Below are 17,582 nucleotides of genomic sequence, written 5' to 3'. Positions count from 1 at the left end.
CGGTGGCTCCGATCAGTGGCGCGGTTTGCGCGCCCTGACCGGTACCGGCTGGGCCACCAGCACGATGCCGGAAAAACCCAGCACCAGGAAACAGAACATCTGCCAGCGCTCGCCGACCGAAATGCCGTAGCGCAAGGTGTAGTACCCCACGCAGGCTGAAAACCCCAGCAACAGCATCTGGCCGCGAAATTGCCGCCACCAGGCTGCCAGGCCGTCCACCCTCGCCAGTACCGCCAGCTGAGTCAACAGCCCAAGCAGCGCCACGCCAATCAACCAGCGGTCGATCTGCCCGGCAATGTCTTGCACCAGCAAGGGTGCCAGACCACTGACCTTGAGCGCAGGCACCAGCCCCACATGGAACACCCACAGGCCACCAACCCAGAAAACCTGGGCCAGTTGCCAGAGGATCCCCTCAAGGGATGGCGCCCGCAGGCGCCGGTCAGATGTGCTGGACTTCGACAATCTCGTACTCGACCGTGCCGCTTGGCGTCTTGATGACGACGATGTCGCCTTCTTCCTTGCCGATAATGGCACGGGCAATCGGTGCGCTTGCCGAAAGCTTGCCGAGCTTGATGTTGGCTTCATCCTCGCCAACGATCTGGTATTTCACCCGCTCGTCGGTTTCGGTGTTGGCCAGCTCTACGGTAGTGCCGAAGATGACCTTGCCGGTATGGGCAATGGTGGTCACGTCGATCACGACCGAGTTCTGCAGACGGCCTTCGATATCGCGGATACGCGCCTCGACCATGCCCTGCTCTTCGCGGGCGGCATGGTATTCGGCGTTTTCCTTGAGGTCGCCCAGTTCGCGTGCTTCACCGATCGCCTGGCTCAGGCGCGGGCGCTCGGTCTTGCTCAGGAACAGGTGCTCCTCTTCCAGGGCGCGAGCGCCCTGGACGGTCATCGGGTACTTGGTAATGCTCATGCTTTAAGTCCTGCATGCAGATCTTGCAGGCGACGAACGGTCTTTTCAGGACCAAATTTCAGCGCCTCGCAGATGGCTTCACCGGCCGCAATGGTGGTGGTGCAGTAAATCTTGTGCTGCAGCGCATTGCGACGAATCGAGTAGGAATCGGCAATCGACTGGCGGCCTTCGGTGGTGTTGATGATCAGCGACACTTCGTCGTTCTTGATCATGTCGACCACGTGCGGGCGACCTTCGGTCACCTTGTTCACGCGGCGCACTTTCAGGCCAGCCGCTTCGATAACCTTGGCGGTGCCAGCAGTTGCAACCACTTCGAAGCCCAGGGCGATCAGGTCGCGGGCAACGCCAGCCACTTGTGGCTTGTCGTCGTCACGCACGCTGATGAACGCGGTACCACCGGTCGGCAGCACTTCGCTGGCACCCATCTGGGCTTTGGCGAACGCTTCACCGAAGGTGTCACCGACACCCATGACTTCACCGGTCGATTTCATCTCAGGGCCGAGGATCGGGTCAACCCCCGGGAACTTGGCGAACGGGAAGACGGCTTCCTTGACGCTGTAGAAGTTCGGGATGATTTCCTGGGTGAAGCCCAGCTCTTTCAGGGTTTTGCCGGCCATTACGCGGGCGGCGATCATGGCCAGGGAAGTGCCGATGCACTTGGACACGAACGGCACGGTACGCGAGGCGCGCGGGTTGACTTCGATCACGTAGATCTTGTCGCCCTGCAGGGCCAGCTGCACGTTCATCAGGCCGACAACGCCCAGCTCCAGGGCCATTTTGCTGACCTGTACGCGGACTTCGTCCTGCACTTCCTTGCTCAGCGAGTAAGGTGGCAGCGAGCACGCCGAGTCGCCGGAGTGAACGCCGGCCTGTTCGATGTGCTGCATGATGGCGCCGATCACCACGTCAGTGCCGTCGCACACCGCATCCACGTCCATCTCGATGGCGCAGTTGAGGAAGTGGTCGAGCAGGACCGGGCTGTCGTTCGACACTTGTACCGCTTCACGCAGGTAGCGCTTGAGTTCGTCCAGTTCGTAGACGATTTCCATCGCGCGGCCGCCCAGTACGTACGACGGGCGAACCACCAGCGGGTAGCCGATGCCGCCAGCAGCGCGGATGGCTTCTTCTTCGCTACGCACGGTGGCGTTTGGCGGCTGCAGCAGGTTCAGGCGCTGAACCATCTGCTGGAAGCGCTCACGGTCTTCGGCACGGTCGATGGCATCCGGGCTGGTACCGATGATCGGTACGCCGGCTTCTTCCAGGGCACGCGCCAGTTTCAGCGGGGTCTGGCCGCCGTAGTGGACGATCACGCCTTTCGGCTTCTCGACGCGGCACACTTCCAGCACGTCTTCCAGCGTCAGCGGCTCGAAGTACAGGCGGTCGGAGGTGTCGTAGTCGGTGGAGACGGTTTCCGGGTTGCAGTTGACCATGATGGTCTCGTAACCGTCTTCACGCAGCGCCAGGGCGGCGTGTACGCAGCAGTAGTCGAACTCGATACCTTGGCCGATACGGTTCGGGCCGCCACCCAGGATCATGATCTTGTCGCGGGTCGACGGGTTGGCCTCGCACTCTTCCTCGTAGGTGGAGTACAGGTAGGCGGTGTCGGTGGCGAACTCGGCGGCGCAGGTGTCGACGCGCTTGTACACCGGGAACACTTCCAGCTTGTGGCGGTGACGGCGCAGGTTCTTGTCGGTGATACCCAGCAGTACGGCCAGGCGTTGGTCCGAGAAACCTTTGCGTTTGAGACGCAGCATCAGGCTCTTGTCGATCGACGACAGGGCCAGGGTCTTGACCTTCTCTTCTTCCTTGATCAGATCTTCCATCTGCACCAGGAACCACATGTCGATGCCGGTCAGGGCAAAGATTTCTTCGCAGGTCATGCCCGAACGCATGGCGTCAGCGACGTACCAGATACGCTCGGCGCCCGGCACGGTCAGCTCGCGCTTGAGGATACCGGCAGCTTCAGGGCTGGCCAGGTCGACTTTCGGGTCCAGACCGCAGGCACCGACTTCCAGGCCGCGCAGGGCTTTCTGCAGGGATTCCTGGAAGGTACGGCCGATGGCCATGACTTCACCCACGGACTTCATCTGGGTGGTCAGGCGGGCGTCGGCTTTCGGGAATTTCTCGAAGGCGAAGCGCGGCAGCTTGGTGACGACGTAGTCGATCGACGGCTCGAAGGAAGCCGGGGTGCGGCCGCCGGTGATGTCGTTCTGCAGTTCGTCGAGGGTGTAACCAATGGCCAGCTTGGCGGCGATCTTGGCGATCGGGAAGCCGGTAGCCTTGGAAGCCAGGGCGGACGAACGCGATACGCGCGGGTTCATCTCGATAACGACCATACGGCCGGTGTCCGGGCAGATACCGAACTGCACGTTGGAACCGCCGGTTTCAACACCGATTTCACGCAGCACCGCCAGCGAGGCGTTGCGCATGATCTGGTATTCCTTGTCGGTCAGGGTCTGCGCTGGAGCAACGGTGATGGAGTCACCGGTGTGCACGCCCATCGGGTCGAAGTTTTCGATCGAGCAGACGATGATGCAGTTGTCCTTTTTGTCACGGACCACTTCCATCTCGTACTCTTTCCAGCCGATCAGCGATTCGTCGATCAGCAGCTCTTTGGTCGGCGACAGGTCCAGACCACGGGTGCAGATTTCTTCGAATTCTTCACGGTTGTAAGCGATACCACCGCCGGTGCCACCCATGGTGAACGACGGGCGGATGATGCACGGGAAGCCGAGCTTTTCGAGGACCGCATAGGCCTCTTCCATGCTGTGGGCGATACCCGAGCGCGGGCACTCCAGGCCGATGTCTTTCATGGCCTTGTCGAAGCGCGAACGGTCTTCAGCCTTGTCGATGGTGTCGGCGTTGGCACCGATCATCTCTACACCGAACTTCTCCAGAACGCCGTGGCGCTCCAGGTCCAGGGCGCAGTTCAGTGCGGTCTGGCCACCCATGGTCGGCAAAACGGCGTCAGGGCGCTCTTTCTCGATGATCTTGGCCACCGACTGCCACTTGATCGGCTCGATGTAGGTGGCGTCGGCCATGGCCGGGTCGGTCATGATGGTGGCTGGGTTGGAGTTCACCAGGATGACGCGGAAACCTTCCTCGCGCAGGGCCTTGCAGGCCTGGGCGCCGGAGTAGTCGAATTCACAGGCCTGGCCGATCACGATCGGGCCGGCACCGAGAATCAGGATGCTTTTGATGTCTGTACGTTTTGGCATGGTGGTCACTCAAATCCGGGGTCAGTCGGCAAGCCGCTTTGAACAATCTGGGTCAGGCGCTTCCGGGCGCGGCGCGAGCCGGCCCGGGGCCTTGAAGCAGGATGCTCAGCGGCGCTTGGCCATGGCATCGGTGAAACGATCGAACAGTGGCGCGACGTCGGTCGGGCCAGGGCTCGCTTCAGGGTGGCCCTGGAAGCTGAACGCGCTCTTGTCGGTGCGCTCGATACCCTGCAGGGTGCCGTCGAACAGCGACTTGTGGATGGCGCGAACGTTGCCCGGCAGGGTGGCTTCGTCAACCGCAAAACCGTGGTTCTGGCTGGTGATCATGACCACGCCGCTGTCCAGGTCCTGGACCGGATGGTTGGCACCGTGGTGGCCATGGCCCATTTTCACGGTCTTGGCGCCCGAGGCCAGGGCCAGCAGCTGGTGGCCGAGGCAGATGCCGAACACCGGAATCTCGGTTTCGAGGATTTCCTTGATCGCCTGGATGGCGTAGTCGCACGGCTCAGGGTCACCCGGGCCGTTGGACAGGAACACGCCGTCCGGGTTGAGTGCCAGCACTTCGCTGGCCGGGGTCTGGGCCGGCACCACGGTCACGCGGCAGCCACGGGCAACCAGCATGCGCAGGATGTTCAGCTTGACGCCGTAGTCGAAGGCGACCACGTGGTAAGGCAGGTCGGCAGCTTCGATGGTCGGGTGGCTGTCGGTTTTCAGTTCCCACACGCTGGAGCGCCACTCGTAGCGCTCTTTGGTGGAAACGACCTTGGCCAGGTCCATGCCCTTCAGGCCCGGGAAACCACGGGCAGCGGCGATGGCGGCTTCTTCGCTGATGTTGTCACCGGCAAGGATGCAACCGTTCTGGGCGCCCTTTTCACGCAGGATACGGGTCAGGCGACGGGTGTCGATGCCAGCGATGGCAACGACGTTGTTGGCCTTGAGGTATTCAGGCAGCGACTGGGTGTTACGCCAGTTGCTGGCCAGCAGCGGCAGGTCACGGATGACCAGGCCAGCGGACCAGACGCGGTTCGACTCGGCATCTTCCGGCGTAGTACCGGTGTTGCCGATGTGCGGGTAGGTCAGGGTAACGATTTGCTGCGCATAGGAAGGGTCTGTAAGGATTTCCTGGTAGCCGGTCATAGCGGTATTGAATACCACCTCACCAACGGTCTGACCGTCGGCACCGATGGCTTCACCGCGAAAAATACTGCCGTCGGCAAGGGCGAGTATGGCTGGCTTTGTCAAGAAGACCTCCCGTAAATCAAGCATGAAAGGGCGATCGCAGGTTGCAAAAAAGCGGAGTGACGTATGGACACGTCACCCCGCTTTCATGTGCTGAATTCAATTCGCTGCGCGCTTTTAGTGGACACACTAAAGCTGTAGCTTACAGAAAAGTGCGTTTTCGGTCTACCGTAGATGTGTCTCTAAAACACAAGATTGCGACAGGCTGACATCGGCGGTGGCTTCTTCGCGGGCTCGCCCGCTCCCACAGGAACACCACAGGCCCGGAGACCGGCGCAATACCTGTGGGAGCGGGCAAGCCCGCGAAAAAGCCAACACCGCTCGAACGGTTTAACGCAGCTCGAGCACATCCTGCATGTCGTACAGGCCAGGCTCGCGCCCATCCAGCCACAGCGCCGCACGCACGGCGCCCTTGGCGAAGGTCATGCGGCTGGAGGCCTTGTGGGTGATTTCCAGGCGCTCGCCTTCGGCAGCGAACAATACGGTGTGATCACCCACCACATCACCGGCACGTACAGTCGCGAAGCCGATGGTCTTGCGATCCCGCGCACCGGTCTGCCCTTCGCGGCCATACACAGCCACTTCCTGCAGGTCTCGGCCCAGCGCATTGGCAACCACTTCACCCATGCGCAGCGCAGTGCCCGACGGCGCATCGACCTTGTGCCGGTGGTGCGCCTCGATGATTTCGATATCGACATCGTCACCCAGCACCCGCGCTGCCATATCCAGCAGCTTGAGGCTGAGGTTGACGCCGACACTGAAGTTGGCGGCGAACACGATTGGAATGTCCTTGCCCGCCTCGGCCAGCAGCTGCTTCTCTTCGACAGAGAAGCCCGTAGTACCGATGATCATCGCCTTGCCGTGCTTGCGGCAGAACGCCAGGTTCTTGAGGGTGACCGAAGGGTGCGTGAAATCGATCAGCACGTCGAACTCGTCGGCAACCTTGGCCAGGTCATCGGACAGCAGCACACCGATCCGGCCGAGGGCAGCCAACTCACCGGCGTCAGCCCCTACCAGCGAGCTGTCAGGGCGATCGATCGCCGCCGTCAGGCCGGCACCCGGGGTTTGCTGCACGACCTCGATCAGGGTCTTGCCCATCCGCCCTGCCGCGCCCATCACTGCAATACGTCGCATAGCCTTTTCCTTGTCAGAGATCGCCGAAGAAGCGCTTCACGCCATCGAACCAGCCGCTGGCCTTGGGCGAGTGGGAGCTGTCGCCTTCCAGCGAGTCACGCAGCTCTTCGAGCAGCTCGCGCTGACGGCGACTGAGGTTGACCGGGGTTTCCACCGCCACACGGCACAGCAGGTCGCCCGCACCACCACCGCGCACCGGTGCCACACCCTTGCCACGCAGGCGGAACTGCTTGCCAGTCTGGGTGCCTTCCGGAATCTTCAGCTTCACGCGACCATCGAGGGTCGGCACTTCCAGCTCGCCACCCAGGGCGGCATCGGTGTAGCTGATGGGCACTTCGCAGTACAGGTGCTTGCCATCGCGCTGGAAGATCTCGTGCTCACGCACACTGATCACCACGTACAGGTCGCCAGTCGGGCCACCATGGGTACCGGCCTCGCCCTCGCCCGAGAGACGGATGCGGTCGCCGGTATCGACACCTGCCGGCACCTTGACCGACAGCGTCTTGTATTCCTCGACACGGCCTTCGCCGTGGCACGAGGTGCACGGGTCGGTAATGATCTTGCCCTGGCCATGGCAGCGCGGGCAGGTCTGCTGCACCGAGAAGAAGCCTTGCTGCATGCGCACCTGGCCGATGCCGCCGCAGGTCGGGCAGGTCGACGGGGTCGAACCCTTCTTGGCGCCGGAACCGTCGCAAGGCTGGCAGTTGACCAGGGTAGGCACGCGGATGCTGACCGTGGTGCCACGCACCGCTTCTTCCAGGTTCAGTTCCAGGGTGTAGCGCAGGTCGCTGCCGCGCTGAGCACCGCCACGTCCACCACCACGGCCGCCGCCGAAGAAGTCGCTGAATACATCACCGAAGATGTCGGAGAAGTTGGCGCCACCGAAGCCCGCACCGCCACCACCCATGCTTGGGTCGACACCGGCATGGCCATACTGGTCGAACGCCGCGCGCTTGCTGGCATCAGACAGTACTTCGTAGGCCTCGTTGGCCTCCTTGAACATGTCTTCCGACTCTTTGTCACCCGGGTTGCGGTCCGGGTGGTACTTCATCGCCAGACGGCGGTAAGCCTTTTTGAGGTCAGCTTCACTGGCGCCGCGCTCGACACCCAGAACCTCATAGTAATCACGCTTGGACATAGGTCATTTGCACCTTGTTGGGCGTCTGGCATCTGCGCCGCGCCGTCAACACCTGCCTGCGCCACCAAGGGCCGCTGACAGATGCTGTAAAAATTCTCGAATTCCAGATACGCCAACGCGGGAGCAAGCCCCCGCGCGGCGACATCCTACCAGTTCACCGCCAAACGGCGGTGAACTGGCCGACAACATGCAACGATTACTTCTTGTCGTCGCCTTTTACTTCTTCGAACTCGGCGTCAACCACGTCATCGTGCTTGGCTTCCGGCTCGGCCTGCTGCGCGCCACCCTGAGGCTGTTCGGCCGACTGCTCGGCGTACATCTTCTGGGCAACCGGGGCAGAGACCTTGGACAGCTCTTCGACCTTGGCATCGATGGCAGCCTTGTCGTCGCCTTTGACAGCAGCTTCCAGGGCAACCACGGCCGCTTCGATGGCAGTCTTCTCTTCAGCGGTGACCTTGTCACCCGCGTCAGCGACCATCTTGCGAGTCGAGTGCACCAGCGCGTCACCCTGGTTACGGGCAGCGGCCAGCTCTTCGAACTTGCGGTCTTCCTCGGCGTTGGCCTCGGCGTCACGCACCATGCGCTCGATTTCGTCGTCCGACAGGCCGGAGTTGGCCTTGATCACGATCGACTGCGACTTGCCGGTGGCCTTGTCTTTGGCGCTGACGTGCAGGATGCCGTTGGCGTCGATGTCGAAGGTCACTTCGATCTGAGGCACGCCACGTGGAGCCGGTGGAATGTCCGCCAGGTCGAACTTGCCCAGCGATTTGTTCTGCGCGGCCTGCTTACGCTCACCTTGCAGCACGTGAATGGTCACGGCGCCCTGGTTGTCATCGGCAGTCGAGAACACCTGCGACTTCTTGGTCGGAATGGTGGTGTTCTTCTCGATCAGCGCAGTCATCACGCCACCCATGGTTTCGATACCCAGGGTCAGCGGGCTGACGTCCAGCAGCAGCACGTCTTTCACGTCACCGGCCAGAACGGCAGCCTGGATGGCAGCGCCCATGGCAACAGCTTCGTCCGGGTTGACGTCCTTGCGCGCTTCTTTACCGAAGAAGTCGGCAACGGTTTTCTGCACCAGCGGCATACGGGTCTGGCCACCGACCAGGATCACGTCGTCGATCTTGCTGGCGTCGATGCCGGCATCTTTCAGGGCGATGCGGCAAGGCTCGATGGTGCGCTGTACCAGCTCTTCAACCAGCGACTCCAGCTTGGCGCGGGAGATTTTCACGTTCAGGTGCTTAGGACCGGTGGCATCTGCAGTGATGTACGGCAGGTTGACGTCGGTCGACTGAGCAGACGACAGCTCGATCTTGGCCTTCTCGGCCGCTTCCTTCAGGCGCTGCATGGCCAGAGGGTCGCCCTTCAGGTTCATGCCGGACTCTTTCTTGAACTCTTCGACCAGGTAGTCGATCAGCAGCATGTCGAAGTCTTCGCCACCCAGGAAGGTGTCGCCGTTGGTAGCCAGTACTTCGAACTGGTGCTCACCGTCGACTTCGGCGATTTCGATGACCGAAACGTCGAAGGTACCGCCACCCAGGTCATAAACGATCACAGTGTGGTCGCCCTTGGCCTTGTCCATGCCGTAGGCCAGCGCAGCAGCGGTCGGTTCGTTGATGATGCGTTTTACGTCCAGACCGGCAATGCGGCCGGCGTCTTTGGTCGCCTGACGCTGGCTGTCGTTGAAGTAGGCCGGAACGGTGATGACCGCTTCGGTCACTGGCTCGCCGAGGTAGTCTTCGGCAGTTTTCTTCATCTTTTTCAGCACTTCGGCGCTGATTTGCGGCGGTGCCATTTTCTGGCCGTTCACTTCAACCCAGGCGTCACCGTTGTCAGCCTTGGCGATTTTGTACGGAACCAGTTGGATGTCTTTCTGCACGACCTGCTCTTCGAAGCGGCGGCCGATCAGGCGTTTTACCGCGAACAGGGTGTTGTGCGGGTTGGTAACAGCCTGGCGCTTGGCCGACTGACCTACCAGGATTTCGCCATCGTTGGCGTAGGCCACGATCGAAGGGGTGGTACGCGCACCTTCGGCGTTTTCGATGACTTTGACGTTACCGTTTTCCAGGATGGAGACACACGAGTTGGTGGTCCCCAGGTCGATACCGATGATTTTGCCCATGTTAACTCTCCCGAAACTTGAATTTGGTAGCAGCGACTACTTTGGCCAACTGCGGTAATACTTGAAGGCTTGACACCTAGATGGGGTTGCCCCGACGGATTTCAAGCCTTTTCATTGATCGAGGGTTGCGCCGCGCTCGGCGCCTTGCTGACCACCACCATGGCGGGGCGCAGCAGACGGCCGTTCAGCAGGTAACCCTTCTGGAACACGTTCAGCACGCTGTTCGGCTCGACGTCGGCGCTTTCCTGCATGGCCATCGCCTGGTGGTGCTCAGGGTTGAACGGCTCACCGTGCGGATCGACGACTTCGAGGTTGTAGCGCTTGAGGGTGTCCTGGAACATCTTGAGGGTCAGTTTGACGCCCTCGCGGATGGCCTTGACCTGATCGTCTTCATCATTGGAGTGCGCCAGGGCCAGTTCCAGGCTGTCGATCACCGGCAGCAAGTCGTTGGAGAACTTTTCCAGGGCGAACTTGTGGGCTTTCTCGACATCCTGCTCGGCACGACGGCGCACGTTCTGCACGTCGGCAACGGCGCGCAGCGCCTGGTCCTTGGCCGCGGCCAGCTGCTCCTCGAGCTCCAGAACACGGGCGTCAGCAGCATTGCCTGCACCGGCTTCCTCGACGTTAAGGTCTTTCTCGTTCAGCTGTTCGTCAGCCATTGGGTCTCTCCTGCGCAATTTTGTGGACTGCGAGCCAGGCTCGCCTGTGATGTCGGCTATATGGGGCCGGAAAAACCAGCTTCAAGGGGCAAGGTGGTTTTCCCGGTTGCAACAGAATCTGCCAAGGGGCATTGGCAGGCCAGAAAAAAGTACTGTATAAATAACCAGATCAGACTTTCGGGAGCCGCCCTCATGCTGGTGCACCTGTCCATTCACAACTACGCCATCGTCGAGCACCTCGACCTCGAAATTGCCCGCGGCATGTCCGTCATCACGGGCGAGACCGGTGCCGGCAAATCGATCATGCTCGACGCCCTCGGCCTGGCCCTGGGCGATCGCGCCGACAGTGGCGTGGTGCGCCCTGGCACCGACAAGGCAGACATCCTCGCCACCTTCGACCTGGTGGACATCCCCGAGGCCCATGCGTGGCTGACCGAACGCGACCTGGACAACGACGGCCCGTGCATCCTGCGCCGGGTCATCACCGCCGAAGGGCGTAGCCGCGGCTACATCAATGGCACGCCGTGCCCGCTGGGCGACCTCAAGGCGCTGGGCGAGCTGCTGATCGATATCCACAGCCAGCACGAGCACCAGTCGCTGCTGAAAACCGACACCCACCGCCGCCTGCTCGACGAGTACGCCGGCGCCGTCGACCTGGCCCGCCAGGTGCATCTGGCTGCCAAGCGCTGGAACCAGACCCGCCTGGAGCGCGAGCGCCTGTCCAATTCAGGTGACGAGCAGCGTGCCCGCCATCAGCTGCTCAGCTACCAGCTTGAAGAGCTGGACAACCTCGGCCTGGGCGAGCACGAACTGGAGCAGTTGGAGCAGGAGCACAAGAACCTGACCAGCGCCGAAGCCCTGTTCGGCATTTGCCGCCAGGTGATCGACCAGTGCAGTGAAAGCGATTCGGGCAACGTACTCAGCGCCCTCACCTCCAGCCTCAACCGGCTGGGCGCAGCCACAAACTCGCCCAAGGCGTTGGGCGAAGCGGCCAACCTGATTGCCAGCGCGCAGATCCAGGTAGAAGAAGCCGTGGGCGAACTCAACCGCTTCCTCGACAACTTCGACGCCGACCCGATGCGCCTGCAAGCCCTGGAAGAGCGCCTCGACACTATCTATACGCTGGCGCGCAAACACCGCGTGCACCCCACCGAACTGCCTCACCTGCAGCAACAGTTGATGGAAGAGATCGAAGGCCTGAACGCCAGCGACGAGTCAATCGAGCGATTGGGCGAAGAGCTTGCCGCCTTTGCCCAGCACTATAAAGAGAAGGCTCGCGAACTCAGCGGCCTGCGCCAGCAAGCGGCGCAGCAGCTGGCAGGCGCGGTGGAGCAGGAAATCCAGCGCCTGGGCATGCCCGGCGGGCGCTTCTGCATCGAGCTGACGCCCACCGAAGGTACAGACCTGTCACCGCATGGCCTGGAGCAGATCGAACTGCTGGTCAGCGCCAACCCCGGCCAACCCCTCAAGGGCCTGGCAAAGGTGGCGTCGGGTGGCGAACTGTCGCGTATCAGCCTGGCGATCCAGGTGATTACCGCGCAGACATCGCGCATTCCTACCCTGGTGTTCGACGAAGTCGACGTGGGTATCGGCGGCCCTACTGCCGAAATTGTCGGCCAGTTGCTGCGCCGCCTGGGCGAACGCGGCCAAGTGCTGACCGTGACTCACCTGCCGCAGGTGGCTGCGCAAGGGCATCACCACCTGTTCGTGCACAAGGTGCGCAACAGCGACACTACCCACACCGCCGTGGCCAGCCTGGGCAAGCGTGAGCGGGTAGAAGAAGTGGCACGGATGCTCGGCGGCATTGACCTGACCAAGGAATCCCTGGCGCATGCGCGCAAGATGGTGGTTTCTGGCAAAGCCTGATACTGCCCTACAGACCGATGCGGTCATTGTAGGAGCAGCCTTGTGCTGCGAAGAGGCCGTTGCAGCCGGAGAAAATCTTTAGCCTTACCGGCCTCTTCGCAGCACAAGGCTGCTCCTACAGGGTGATGCTGTAGCCTTGATGATGATGCAGGACAAGGCCCAGCGTTGCGCTCATCACCCCAGAAAGCACAAAGGCGACCCTAAGGTCGCCTTTGTCATTCATAACGATAAAAAATCGTTACTTCTTCTTACGTACGTACAGGACCAGATTGTGGTCCACCAGCTCAAAGCCATGCTCGGCTACGATTTCGCGCTGGCGCTTCTCGATTTCGGCATCCATGAATTCGATGACTTCGCTGGTATCCACGTTCACCATATGGTCATGGTGACCGCCATCGGCCAGCTCGAACACTGCGTGGCCGCCGTCGAAGTTGTGGCGAACCACCAGACCCGCCGCTTCGAACTGGGTCAGTACGCGATAGACGGTGGCCAGGCCTACGTCCTCGCCTGCTTCCATCAGTGCCTTGTAGACATCCTCGGCACTCATGTGACGCTGCTCGGTGGAATCGAGCATCTGAAGGATCTTGACTCGAGGCAGGGTCACCTTGAGACCGGCTTTGCGTAATTCGCTATTTTCAACCATGGTCAGCTTTCTCGCCGATGCTGCTTCGCAGCTTCTCTTAATACGGGTATGATCGGGGTTTACGTTGTCCAGCCAAGATAGTGGAAGTCGCCCACCGATGCAAAACACCAAGCTCTTGCTAACCAGCCTCACCCTAGTGGGACTGCTCGCACTCGCCGGTTGCTCGTTTCCCGGGGTTTACAAAATCGACATCCAGCAGGGCAATGTCGTCACGCAGGACATGATAGACCAATTACGCCCGGGAATGACCCGACGGCAAGTAAGGTTTATCATGGGCAACCCGCTGATCCAGGATACCTTCAACACCAATCGTTGGGATTACCTGTACAGCCTGCAGCCTGGTGGCGGTAAACGCCAGCAAGAGCGCATGAGCATCTTCTTCAACGAAAGCGACCAACTGGTCAGCTTGTCTGGCGACTTCATGCCAGGCGTCAGCCGCGACCAGGAAATCCTGGGCGGCAGCGGCGACACCTCGGTCAGCCCGGCCACCGAGCCAGGCCAGACAGAGCAACCAGCGGCTCAGCCCGAAGAAAAACCAGCCAAGCCAGGCTCGGTGGAAGAATCTATCCAGCGCGAAATCGACACCATCGAGACCACCCCGGTCCCGACCCCCGCACCGCTGGAAACCCGCTAAACGGGAACAGCAGATGCAAAAAAGCCCGGACCTGGTCCGGGCTTTTTTGTTTGCGCCTTATGCGTCAGGCATTCAATTGCTTGGCACGCTGGCAGAAGGCATCGACCAGGGTGTTGGCGGCCTGATTGAACAGCGGGCCCAAGGTGGCGCGCACGATCGGCCCGGCATAATCGAAGGACAGGTCCAGGCTGATCTTGCAGGCTTTTTCACCCAGCGGCTTGAACACCCACACGCCATGCAACTGCGTGAACGGCCCTTCTTCAAGGTTCATCTCGATGGACTGCCCCGGCACCAGCACGTTGCGCGTGACGAAGTACTGGCTCATGCCGCCCTTGGCCACCTCGAGCTTGGCGTGCATGTGCGTGTCGCTGGCGTCGATCACCGTCGAGGCCGAGCACCACGGCAGAAACTCTGGGTAGCTGGCCACATCGTTGACCAGATCGTAGAGCGCCTGGGCGGGGTATGGCAGCAGGGCGGAGCGTTGAATATGGGTAGTCATCCAGGCGTCACTTCCAAGGCTGGGTGGCGGCGCTTCGCAGCGTGCCGAAAACAGGTTCTGTCACCAAGACAGGCCCGTATTGTCCGGTATTCATTGCAGTGGCTCAAGCACACCGAAATCCCATAGCGGACGACGCACGGACTTGCCTATAATGCCGCCCCTATGGCTAAGCAAAAAAAACATCCGACCGGGACCATCGCGCAGAACAAGAAAGCGCGACACGATTACTTCATCGAACACAAGTTCGAGGCCGGGCTGGTCCTGTCCGGCTGGGAAGTAAAAAGCCTGCGAGCTGGCAAGGCGCACCTCGTTGACAGTTACGTGCTGCTCAAGGACGGTGAAGCCTGGCTGTTCGGCAGCCACATCACCCCGCTGACCACTGCCAGCACCCACGTCATCGCAGACCCTATCCGCACCCGCAAGCTGCTGCTGAACAAGCGCGAGCTCGAACGGCTGGAAGCGGCTGTGGCGCAAAAGGGCTACACCTGCGTGGCGTTGTCGCTGTACTGGAGCAAGCACCTGATCAAGTGCGAAATTGCACTGGGCAAGGGCAAGAAGGAATTCGACAAGCGCGACACCGTGCGCGAACGCGATTCCAACCGCGAGCTGCAGCGGGTCGTGCGGAACAAAGGCAAGGAAGACTAATTACTCCTTAAGCCTGTTCCGGCCTCTTCGCGGGCGCGCCCGCTCCCACAGGTATATCACTGCCCTTAAAGGCTGTGAGAACCCTGTGGGAGCGGGTTCACCCGCGAAGAGGCCAGCACTGCCACCACAAATCTCAACGCCCGCTACGCCGCTCCGCCCGCGCCACCCGCTGCGCCTCTTCGTGCGCCTCTTGCAGCACCTCCTGCACATACAGAATGTGCCGGCTGGACACCTCCCGCGCATCCTCCGCCCTGCCCTCGACAATCGCCAGGTACAGCTCCCGGTGCTGGCTGATCAGCATGTCCCGGGTTTCGGTCCGTTGCTGGTACATGCCGCCAATGTTGGTCACCACGTTGCGCTTCAGCAGGTCGAACAAACCACGAATGGTGTGCAGCAGCACCGCGTTATGGCTGGCCTCGGCAATGGCCAGGTGAAAGCGCGCATCGGCCACCCCCTCCTCCGCCCGAGTGACTTCATCGACCCTGGTGTAGCAGTCCTGCAACGCATCGAAGGCCGCCTTCAAGCGCGCCCGGTCCGGCTCGGTAGCACGCTGGGCGGCGTAATAGGCACACGACGCCTCCAGGGTATGGCGGAACTCGAGCAAGTCGCGCTGCGCCTCGGCACTGTGCTCAAGTAACTGCAGCAGTGGGTCGCTGAAGGTAGAGCCCAGTGACTCGGCAACAAAATTGCCTCCGCCCTGGCGGCTGACCAGCAGCCCTTTGGCCACCAGCTTCTGGATCGCCTCACGCAGTGACGGGCGGGACACGCCGAACTGCTCGGCGAGGGCGCGCTCGGCCGGCAGCCGCTGCCCCGAGGTCAGCGTGCCTTCCAGAATCATCCCTTCCAACCGATCGACGATGTCGTCGGACAGGCGCCGTTGGCGGACCTGATCAAAAACCATCACATGCTCTCCACAAACCCCCGGCAGATTTCAGGGGGCGCCTATTCTCGCCGATCCACGCCGCGCAAACACCCATCAAGCCACGAATTTCCCCGCGCATCAGGCGCCCGCTCATCGGCACGCGACCAAAGTTTTGCACAGGACAAATTGACACACCCACGACAGCGCTTTTAACCTAGCGACCAGCCATTGTAAATTGGTCTTACCAATTATCCAATGCCAGTGCTGACCAACAACAATTAGGGGCCACCCCATATGCAAACCTGGCAACAACTCTATAGCCCGCTTGGTAGTCTTGGCCTGTCCGCACTGGCGGCGGTCATCCCTATCGTGTTCTTCTTCCTTGCCCTCGCCGTGTTCCGCCTGAAAGGCCACGTAGCGGGCAGCATTACCCTCGCGCTGTCGATCCTGGTGGCGATCTTCGCCTTCCAGATGCCTGTCGACATGGCCCTCGCCGCCGCGGGTTATGGGTTCCTCTATGGCCTTTGGCCAATTGCCTGGATCATCGTTGCCGCGGTGTTCCTGTACAAACTCACGGTCAAGAGTGGCCAGTTCGAAGTGATCCGCAGCTCGGTGCTGTCGATTACCGATGACCAGCGCCTGCAAGTGCTGCTGATCGGTTTCTGCTTCGGCGCCTTCCTGGAAGGCGCGGCAGGCTTCGGCGCCCCCGTGGCAATCACTGCCGCGCTGCTGGTGGGCCTGGGCTTCAACCCGCTGTACGCCGCCGGCCTGTGCCTGATCGCCAACACCGCACCGGTGGCCTTCGGCGCCCTGGGCATCCCGATCATCGTGGCCGGCCAGGTCACCGGCATCGACGCCTTCCACATCGGCGCCATGACCGGCCGCCAGCTGCCGCTGCTGTCGCTGTTCGTGCCGTTCTGGCTGGTGTTCATGATGGATGGCCTGCGTGGCGTGAAGGAAACCTGGCCTGCCGCCCTGGTCGCCGGCCTGAGCTTCGCCGTCACCCAGTACTTCACTTCGAACTTCATCGGCCCGGAACTGCCCGACATCACTTCGGCACTGGCCAGCCTGATCTGCCTCACCCTGTTCCTGAAAGTCTGGCAGCCAAAGCGCGCGTTCAGCGAAGCCAAAGGCAGCGTCGGCGCAGCCGTCGTGCAGCCAAGCGGCAGCCAGCCTAGCCCTTACAGCTTCGGCGAAATCTTCAAGGCCTGGTCGCCGTTCCTGATCCTGACCGTACTGGTCACCATCTGGACCCTGAAGCCGTTCAAAGCTGCGTTCGCCCCCGGCGGCGCGATGTACAACTTCGTGTTCAACTTCGCCATCCCGCACCTCGACCAGCTGGTGATCAAGACCGCACCGATCGTTGCCGCACCGACTGCCATGCCAGCGGTGTTCAAGCTCGACCCGATCTCTGCCACCGGTACTGCGATCTTCCTCTCGGCGCTGATCTCCATGGCGGTGCTGAAGATCAACTTCAAAACTGGTCTGACCACTTTCAAAGAGACCTTCTGGGAGCTGCGCTGGCCGATTCTGTCGATCGGCATGGTGCTGGCCTTCGCCTTCGTCACCAACTACTCGGGCATGTCTTCGACCATGGCCCTGGTACTGGCCGGCACCGGCGCCGCGTTCCCGTTCTTCTCGCCGTTCCTCGGCTGGCTGGGCGTGTTCCTGACAGGCTCGGACACCTCGTCCAATGCCCTGTTCAGCTCGCTGCAGGCCACCACTGCACACCAGATCGGGGTCAACGACACCCTGCTGGTAGCGGCCAACACCAGCGGCGGCGTGACCGGCAAGATGATCTCGCCACAGTCCATCGCCGTGGCCTGCGCCGCCACCGGCCTGGTGGGCAAGGAGTCCGACCTGTTCCGCTTCACCGTCAAGCACAGCCTGTTCTTTGCCACCATCGTCGGCCTGATTACCCTGATCCAGGCTTACTGGCTGACCGGCATGCTGGTTCATCACTAAAGTGAAAGGGGCCGGGCGCCATCGCGCGCCCGGCAA

At 61.5% G+C, this 17,582-nt stretch carries 15 protein-coding genes; 4 read left to right on the top strand and 11 right to left on the bottom strand.

Translation table 11 applies throughout. The features are described 5' to 3' along the window. Positions 1-12: 12 nt before the first annotated feature. The 8 genes from ABOC32_RS06850 to grpE form a co-directional block, all read right to left on the bottom strand. Positions 13-462 carry a hypothetical protein gene (locus tag ABOC32_RS06850; RefSeq protein ID WP_016501644.1) on the bottom strand — a complete coding sequence of 150 codons (450 nt, stop codon included), beginning with the start codon at positions 460-462 and terminating at the stop codon, positions 13-15. Further along, positions 440-922 carry a transcription elongation factor GreA gene (gene greA / locus ABOC32_RS06845; RefSeq protein ID WP_016501645.1) on the bottom strand — a complete coding sequence of 161 codons (483 nt, stop codon included), beginning with the start codon at positions 920-922 and terminating at the stop codon, positions 440-442. Before greA ends, ABOC32_RS06850 begins: the two co-directional genes overlap by 23 nt. Continuing rightward, positions 919-4,140: a carbamoyl-phosphate synthase large subunit gene (carB, locus tag ABOC32_RS06840; RefSeq protein WP_426810523.1), complete on the bottom strand. Its 3,222-nt coding sequence runs from the start codon at positions 4,138-4,140 to the stop codon at positions 919-921. The genes greA and carB overlap by 4 nt, the downstream gene beginning before the upstream one ends. Before the next feature lie 105 nt (positions 4,141-4,245). Further along, complete coding sequence (carA, locus tag ABOC32_RS06835) at positions 4,246-5,382, bottom strand: glutamine-hydrolyzing carbamoyl-phosphate synthase small subunit (protein ID WP_016501647.1); 1,137 nt, start codon at positions 5,380-5,382, stop codon at positions 4,246-4,248. A 327-nt stretch (positions 5,383-5,709) separates the two neighbouring features. Then, positions 5,710-6,513, bottom strand: coding sequence for a 4-hydroxy-tetrahydrodipicolinate reductase (gene dapB, locus ABOC32_RS06830; RefSeq protein WP_426810522.1), 804 nt, complete (start codon positions 6,511-6,513; stop codon positions 5,710-5,712). 13 nt (positions 6,514-6,526) lie between these two features. Continuing rightward, complete coding sequence (gene dnaJ / locus ABOC32_RS06825; RefSeq protein ID WP_016501649.1) at positions 6,527-7,651, bottom strand: molecular chaperone DnaJ; 1,125 nt, start codon at positions 7,649-7,651, stop codon at positions 6,527-6,529. Positions 7,652-7,847: 196 nt separating this feature from the next. Continuing rightward, on the bottom strand, positions 7,848-9,773 hold the full coding sequence (gene dnaK, locus ABOC32_RS06820; RefSeq protein ID WP_426810521.1) for a molecular chaperone DnaK: 1,926 nt from the start codon (positions 9,771-9,773) through the stop codon (positions 7,848-7,850). A 101-nt stretch (positions 9,774-9,874) separates the two neighbouring features. Continuing rightward, entirely contained in the window at positions 9,875-10,432 is a 558-nt protein-coding gene (gene grpE, locus ABOC32_RS06815; protein ID WP_426810520.1) for a nucleotide exchange factor GrpE, read from the bottom strand. A 192-nt stretch (positions 10,433-10,624) separates the two neighbouring features. Between grpE and recN the strand changes: the two genes are divergently transcribed. Further along, the gene (gene recN, locus ABOC32_RS06810) at positions 10,625-12,298 is read left to right on the top strand and encodes a DNA repair protein RecN (protein ID WP_426810519.1); all 1,674 of its coding nucleotides are present in this window, start codon (positions 10,625-10,627) and stop codon (positions 12,296-12,298) included. 238 nt (positions 12,299-12,536) lie between these two features. On the opposite strand, the gene fur is transcribed toward recN, so the two are convergent. Further along, entirely contained in the window at positions 12,537-12,941 is a 405-nt protein-coding gene (gene fur, locus ABOC32_RS06805; protein ID WP_003249922.1) for a ferric iron uptake transcriptional regulator, read from the bottom strand. Between the two features lie 97 nt (positions 12,942-13,038). On the opposite strand from fur, the gene ABOC32_RS06800 reads away from it, so the two are divergent. Then, on the top strand, positions 13,039-13,575 hold the full coding sequence (locus tag ABOC32_RS06800; protein ID WP_258654067.1) for an outer membrane protein assembly factor BamE: 537 nt from the start codon (positions 13,039-13,041) through the stop codon (positions 13,573-13,575). Positions 13,576-13,639: 64 nt separating this feature from the next. Here the strand turns inward: ABOC32_RS06800 and ABOC32_RS06795 are convergent, their stop codons facing one another. Next, positions 13,640-14,074 (bottom strand): type II toxin-antitoxin system RatA family toxin, encoded by a 435-nt coding sequence (locus ABOC32_RS06795; RefSeq protein ID WP_019470439.1) that lies wholly within the window; start codon positions 14,072-14,074, stop codon positions 13,640-13,642. Between the two features lie 162 nt (positions 14,075-14,236). Here ABOC32_RS06795 and smpB point away from each other — a divergent pair, with 162 nt between their 5' ends. Continuing rightward, on the top strand, positions 14,237-14,719 hold the full coding sequence (smpB, locus tag ABOC32_RS06790; RefSeq protein WP_016489183.1) for an SsrA-binding protein SmpB: 483 nt from the start codon (positions 14,237-14,239) through the stop codon (positions 14,717-14,719). Between the two features lie 133 nt (positions 14,720-14,852). On the opposite strand, the gene ABOC32_RS06785 is transcribed toward smpB, so the two are convergent. Then, the gene (locus ABOC32_RS06785; RefSeq protein ID WP_016501656.1) at positions 14,853-15,620 is read right to left on the bottom strand and encodes an FCD domain-containing protein; all 768 of its coding nucleotides are present in this window, start codon (positions 15,618-15,620) and stop codon (positions 14,853-14,855) included. Between the two features lie 255 nt (positions 15,621-15,875). Between ABOC32_RS06785 and ABOC32_RS06780 the strand changes: the two genes are divergently transcribed. Next, a complete protein-coding gene (locus ABOC32_RS06780) occupies positions 15,876-17,546 on the top strand; it encodes a lactate permease LctP family transporter (RefSeq protein WP_003249910.1) in 1,671 nt (556 codons plus the stop codon). The last annotated feature ends 36 nt before the right edge of the window (positions 17,547-17,582 follow it).

Origin of the sequence: Pseudomonas sp. WOUb67, assembly GCF_050058005.1 — a bacterium.
GTDB classification, from domain to species: Bacteria; Pseudomonadota; Gammaproteobacteria; order Pseudomonadales; family Pseudomonadaceae; genus Aquipseudomonas; species Aquipseudomonas putida_R.
Note: the sequence above shows the minus strand (reverse complement) of the source record. Positions and strands in the feature narration are given on the sequence as shown.

Bases quoted from the DNA above. Each gene is read 5' to 3' on its own strand.
- ABOC32_RS06800 (WP_258654067.1), top strand. From the start codon at position 13,039: ATGCAAAACACCAAGCTCTTGCTAACCAGCCTCACCCTAGTGGGACTG.
- greA (WP_016501645.1), bottom strand. From the start codon at position 922: ATGAGCATTACCAAGTACCCGATGACCGTCCAGGGCGCTCGCGCCCTG.
- dapB (WP_426810522.1), bottom strand. From the start codon at position 6,513: ATGCGACGTATTGCAGTGATGGGCGCGGCAGGGCGGATGGGCAAGACC.
- dnaK (WP_426810521.1), bottom strand. From the start codon at position 9,773: ATGGGCAAAATCATCGGTATCGACCTGGGGACCACCAACTCGTGTGTC.
- ABOC32_RS06780 (WP_003249910.1), top strand. From the start codon at position 15,876: ATGCAAACCTGGCAACAACTCTATAGCCCGCTTGGTAGTCTTGGCCTG.
- grpE (WP_426810520.1), bottom strand. From the start codon at position 10,432: ATGGCTGACGAACAGCTGAACGAGAAAGACCTTAACGTCGAGGAAGCC.
- carB (WP_426810523.1), bottom strand. From the start codon at position 4,140: ATGCCAAAACGTACAGACATCAAAAGCATCCTGATTCTCGGTGCCGGC.
- fur (WP_003249922.1), bottom strand. From the start codon at position 12,941: ATGGTTGAAAATAGCGAATTACGCAAAGCCGGTCTCAAGGTGACCCTG.
- recN (WP_426810519.1), top strand. From the start codon at position 10,625: ATGCTGGTGCACCTGTCCATTCACAACTACGCCATCGTCGAGCACCTC.
- ABOC32_RS06795 (WP_019470439.1), bottom strand. From the start codon at position 14,074: ATGACTACCCATATTCAACGCTCCGCCCTGCTGCCATACCCCGCCCAG.
- dnaJ (WP_016501649.1), bottom strand. From the start codon at position 7,651: ATGTCCAAGCGTGATTACTATGAGGTTCTGGGTGTCGAGCGCGGCGCC.
- smpB (WP_016489183.1), top strand. From the start codon at position 14,237: ATGGCTAAGCAAAAAAAACATCCGACCGGGACCATCGCGCAGAACAAG.
- ABOC32_RS06785 (WP_016501656.1), bottom strand. From the start codon at position 15,620: ATGGTTTTTGATCAGGTCCGCCAACGGCGCCTGTCCGACGACATCGTC.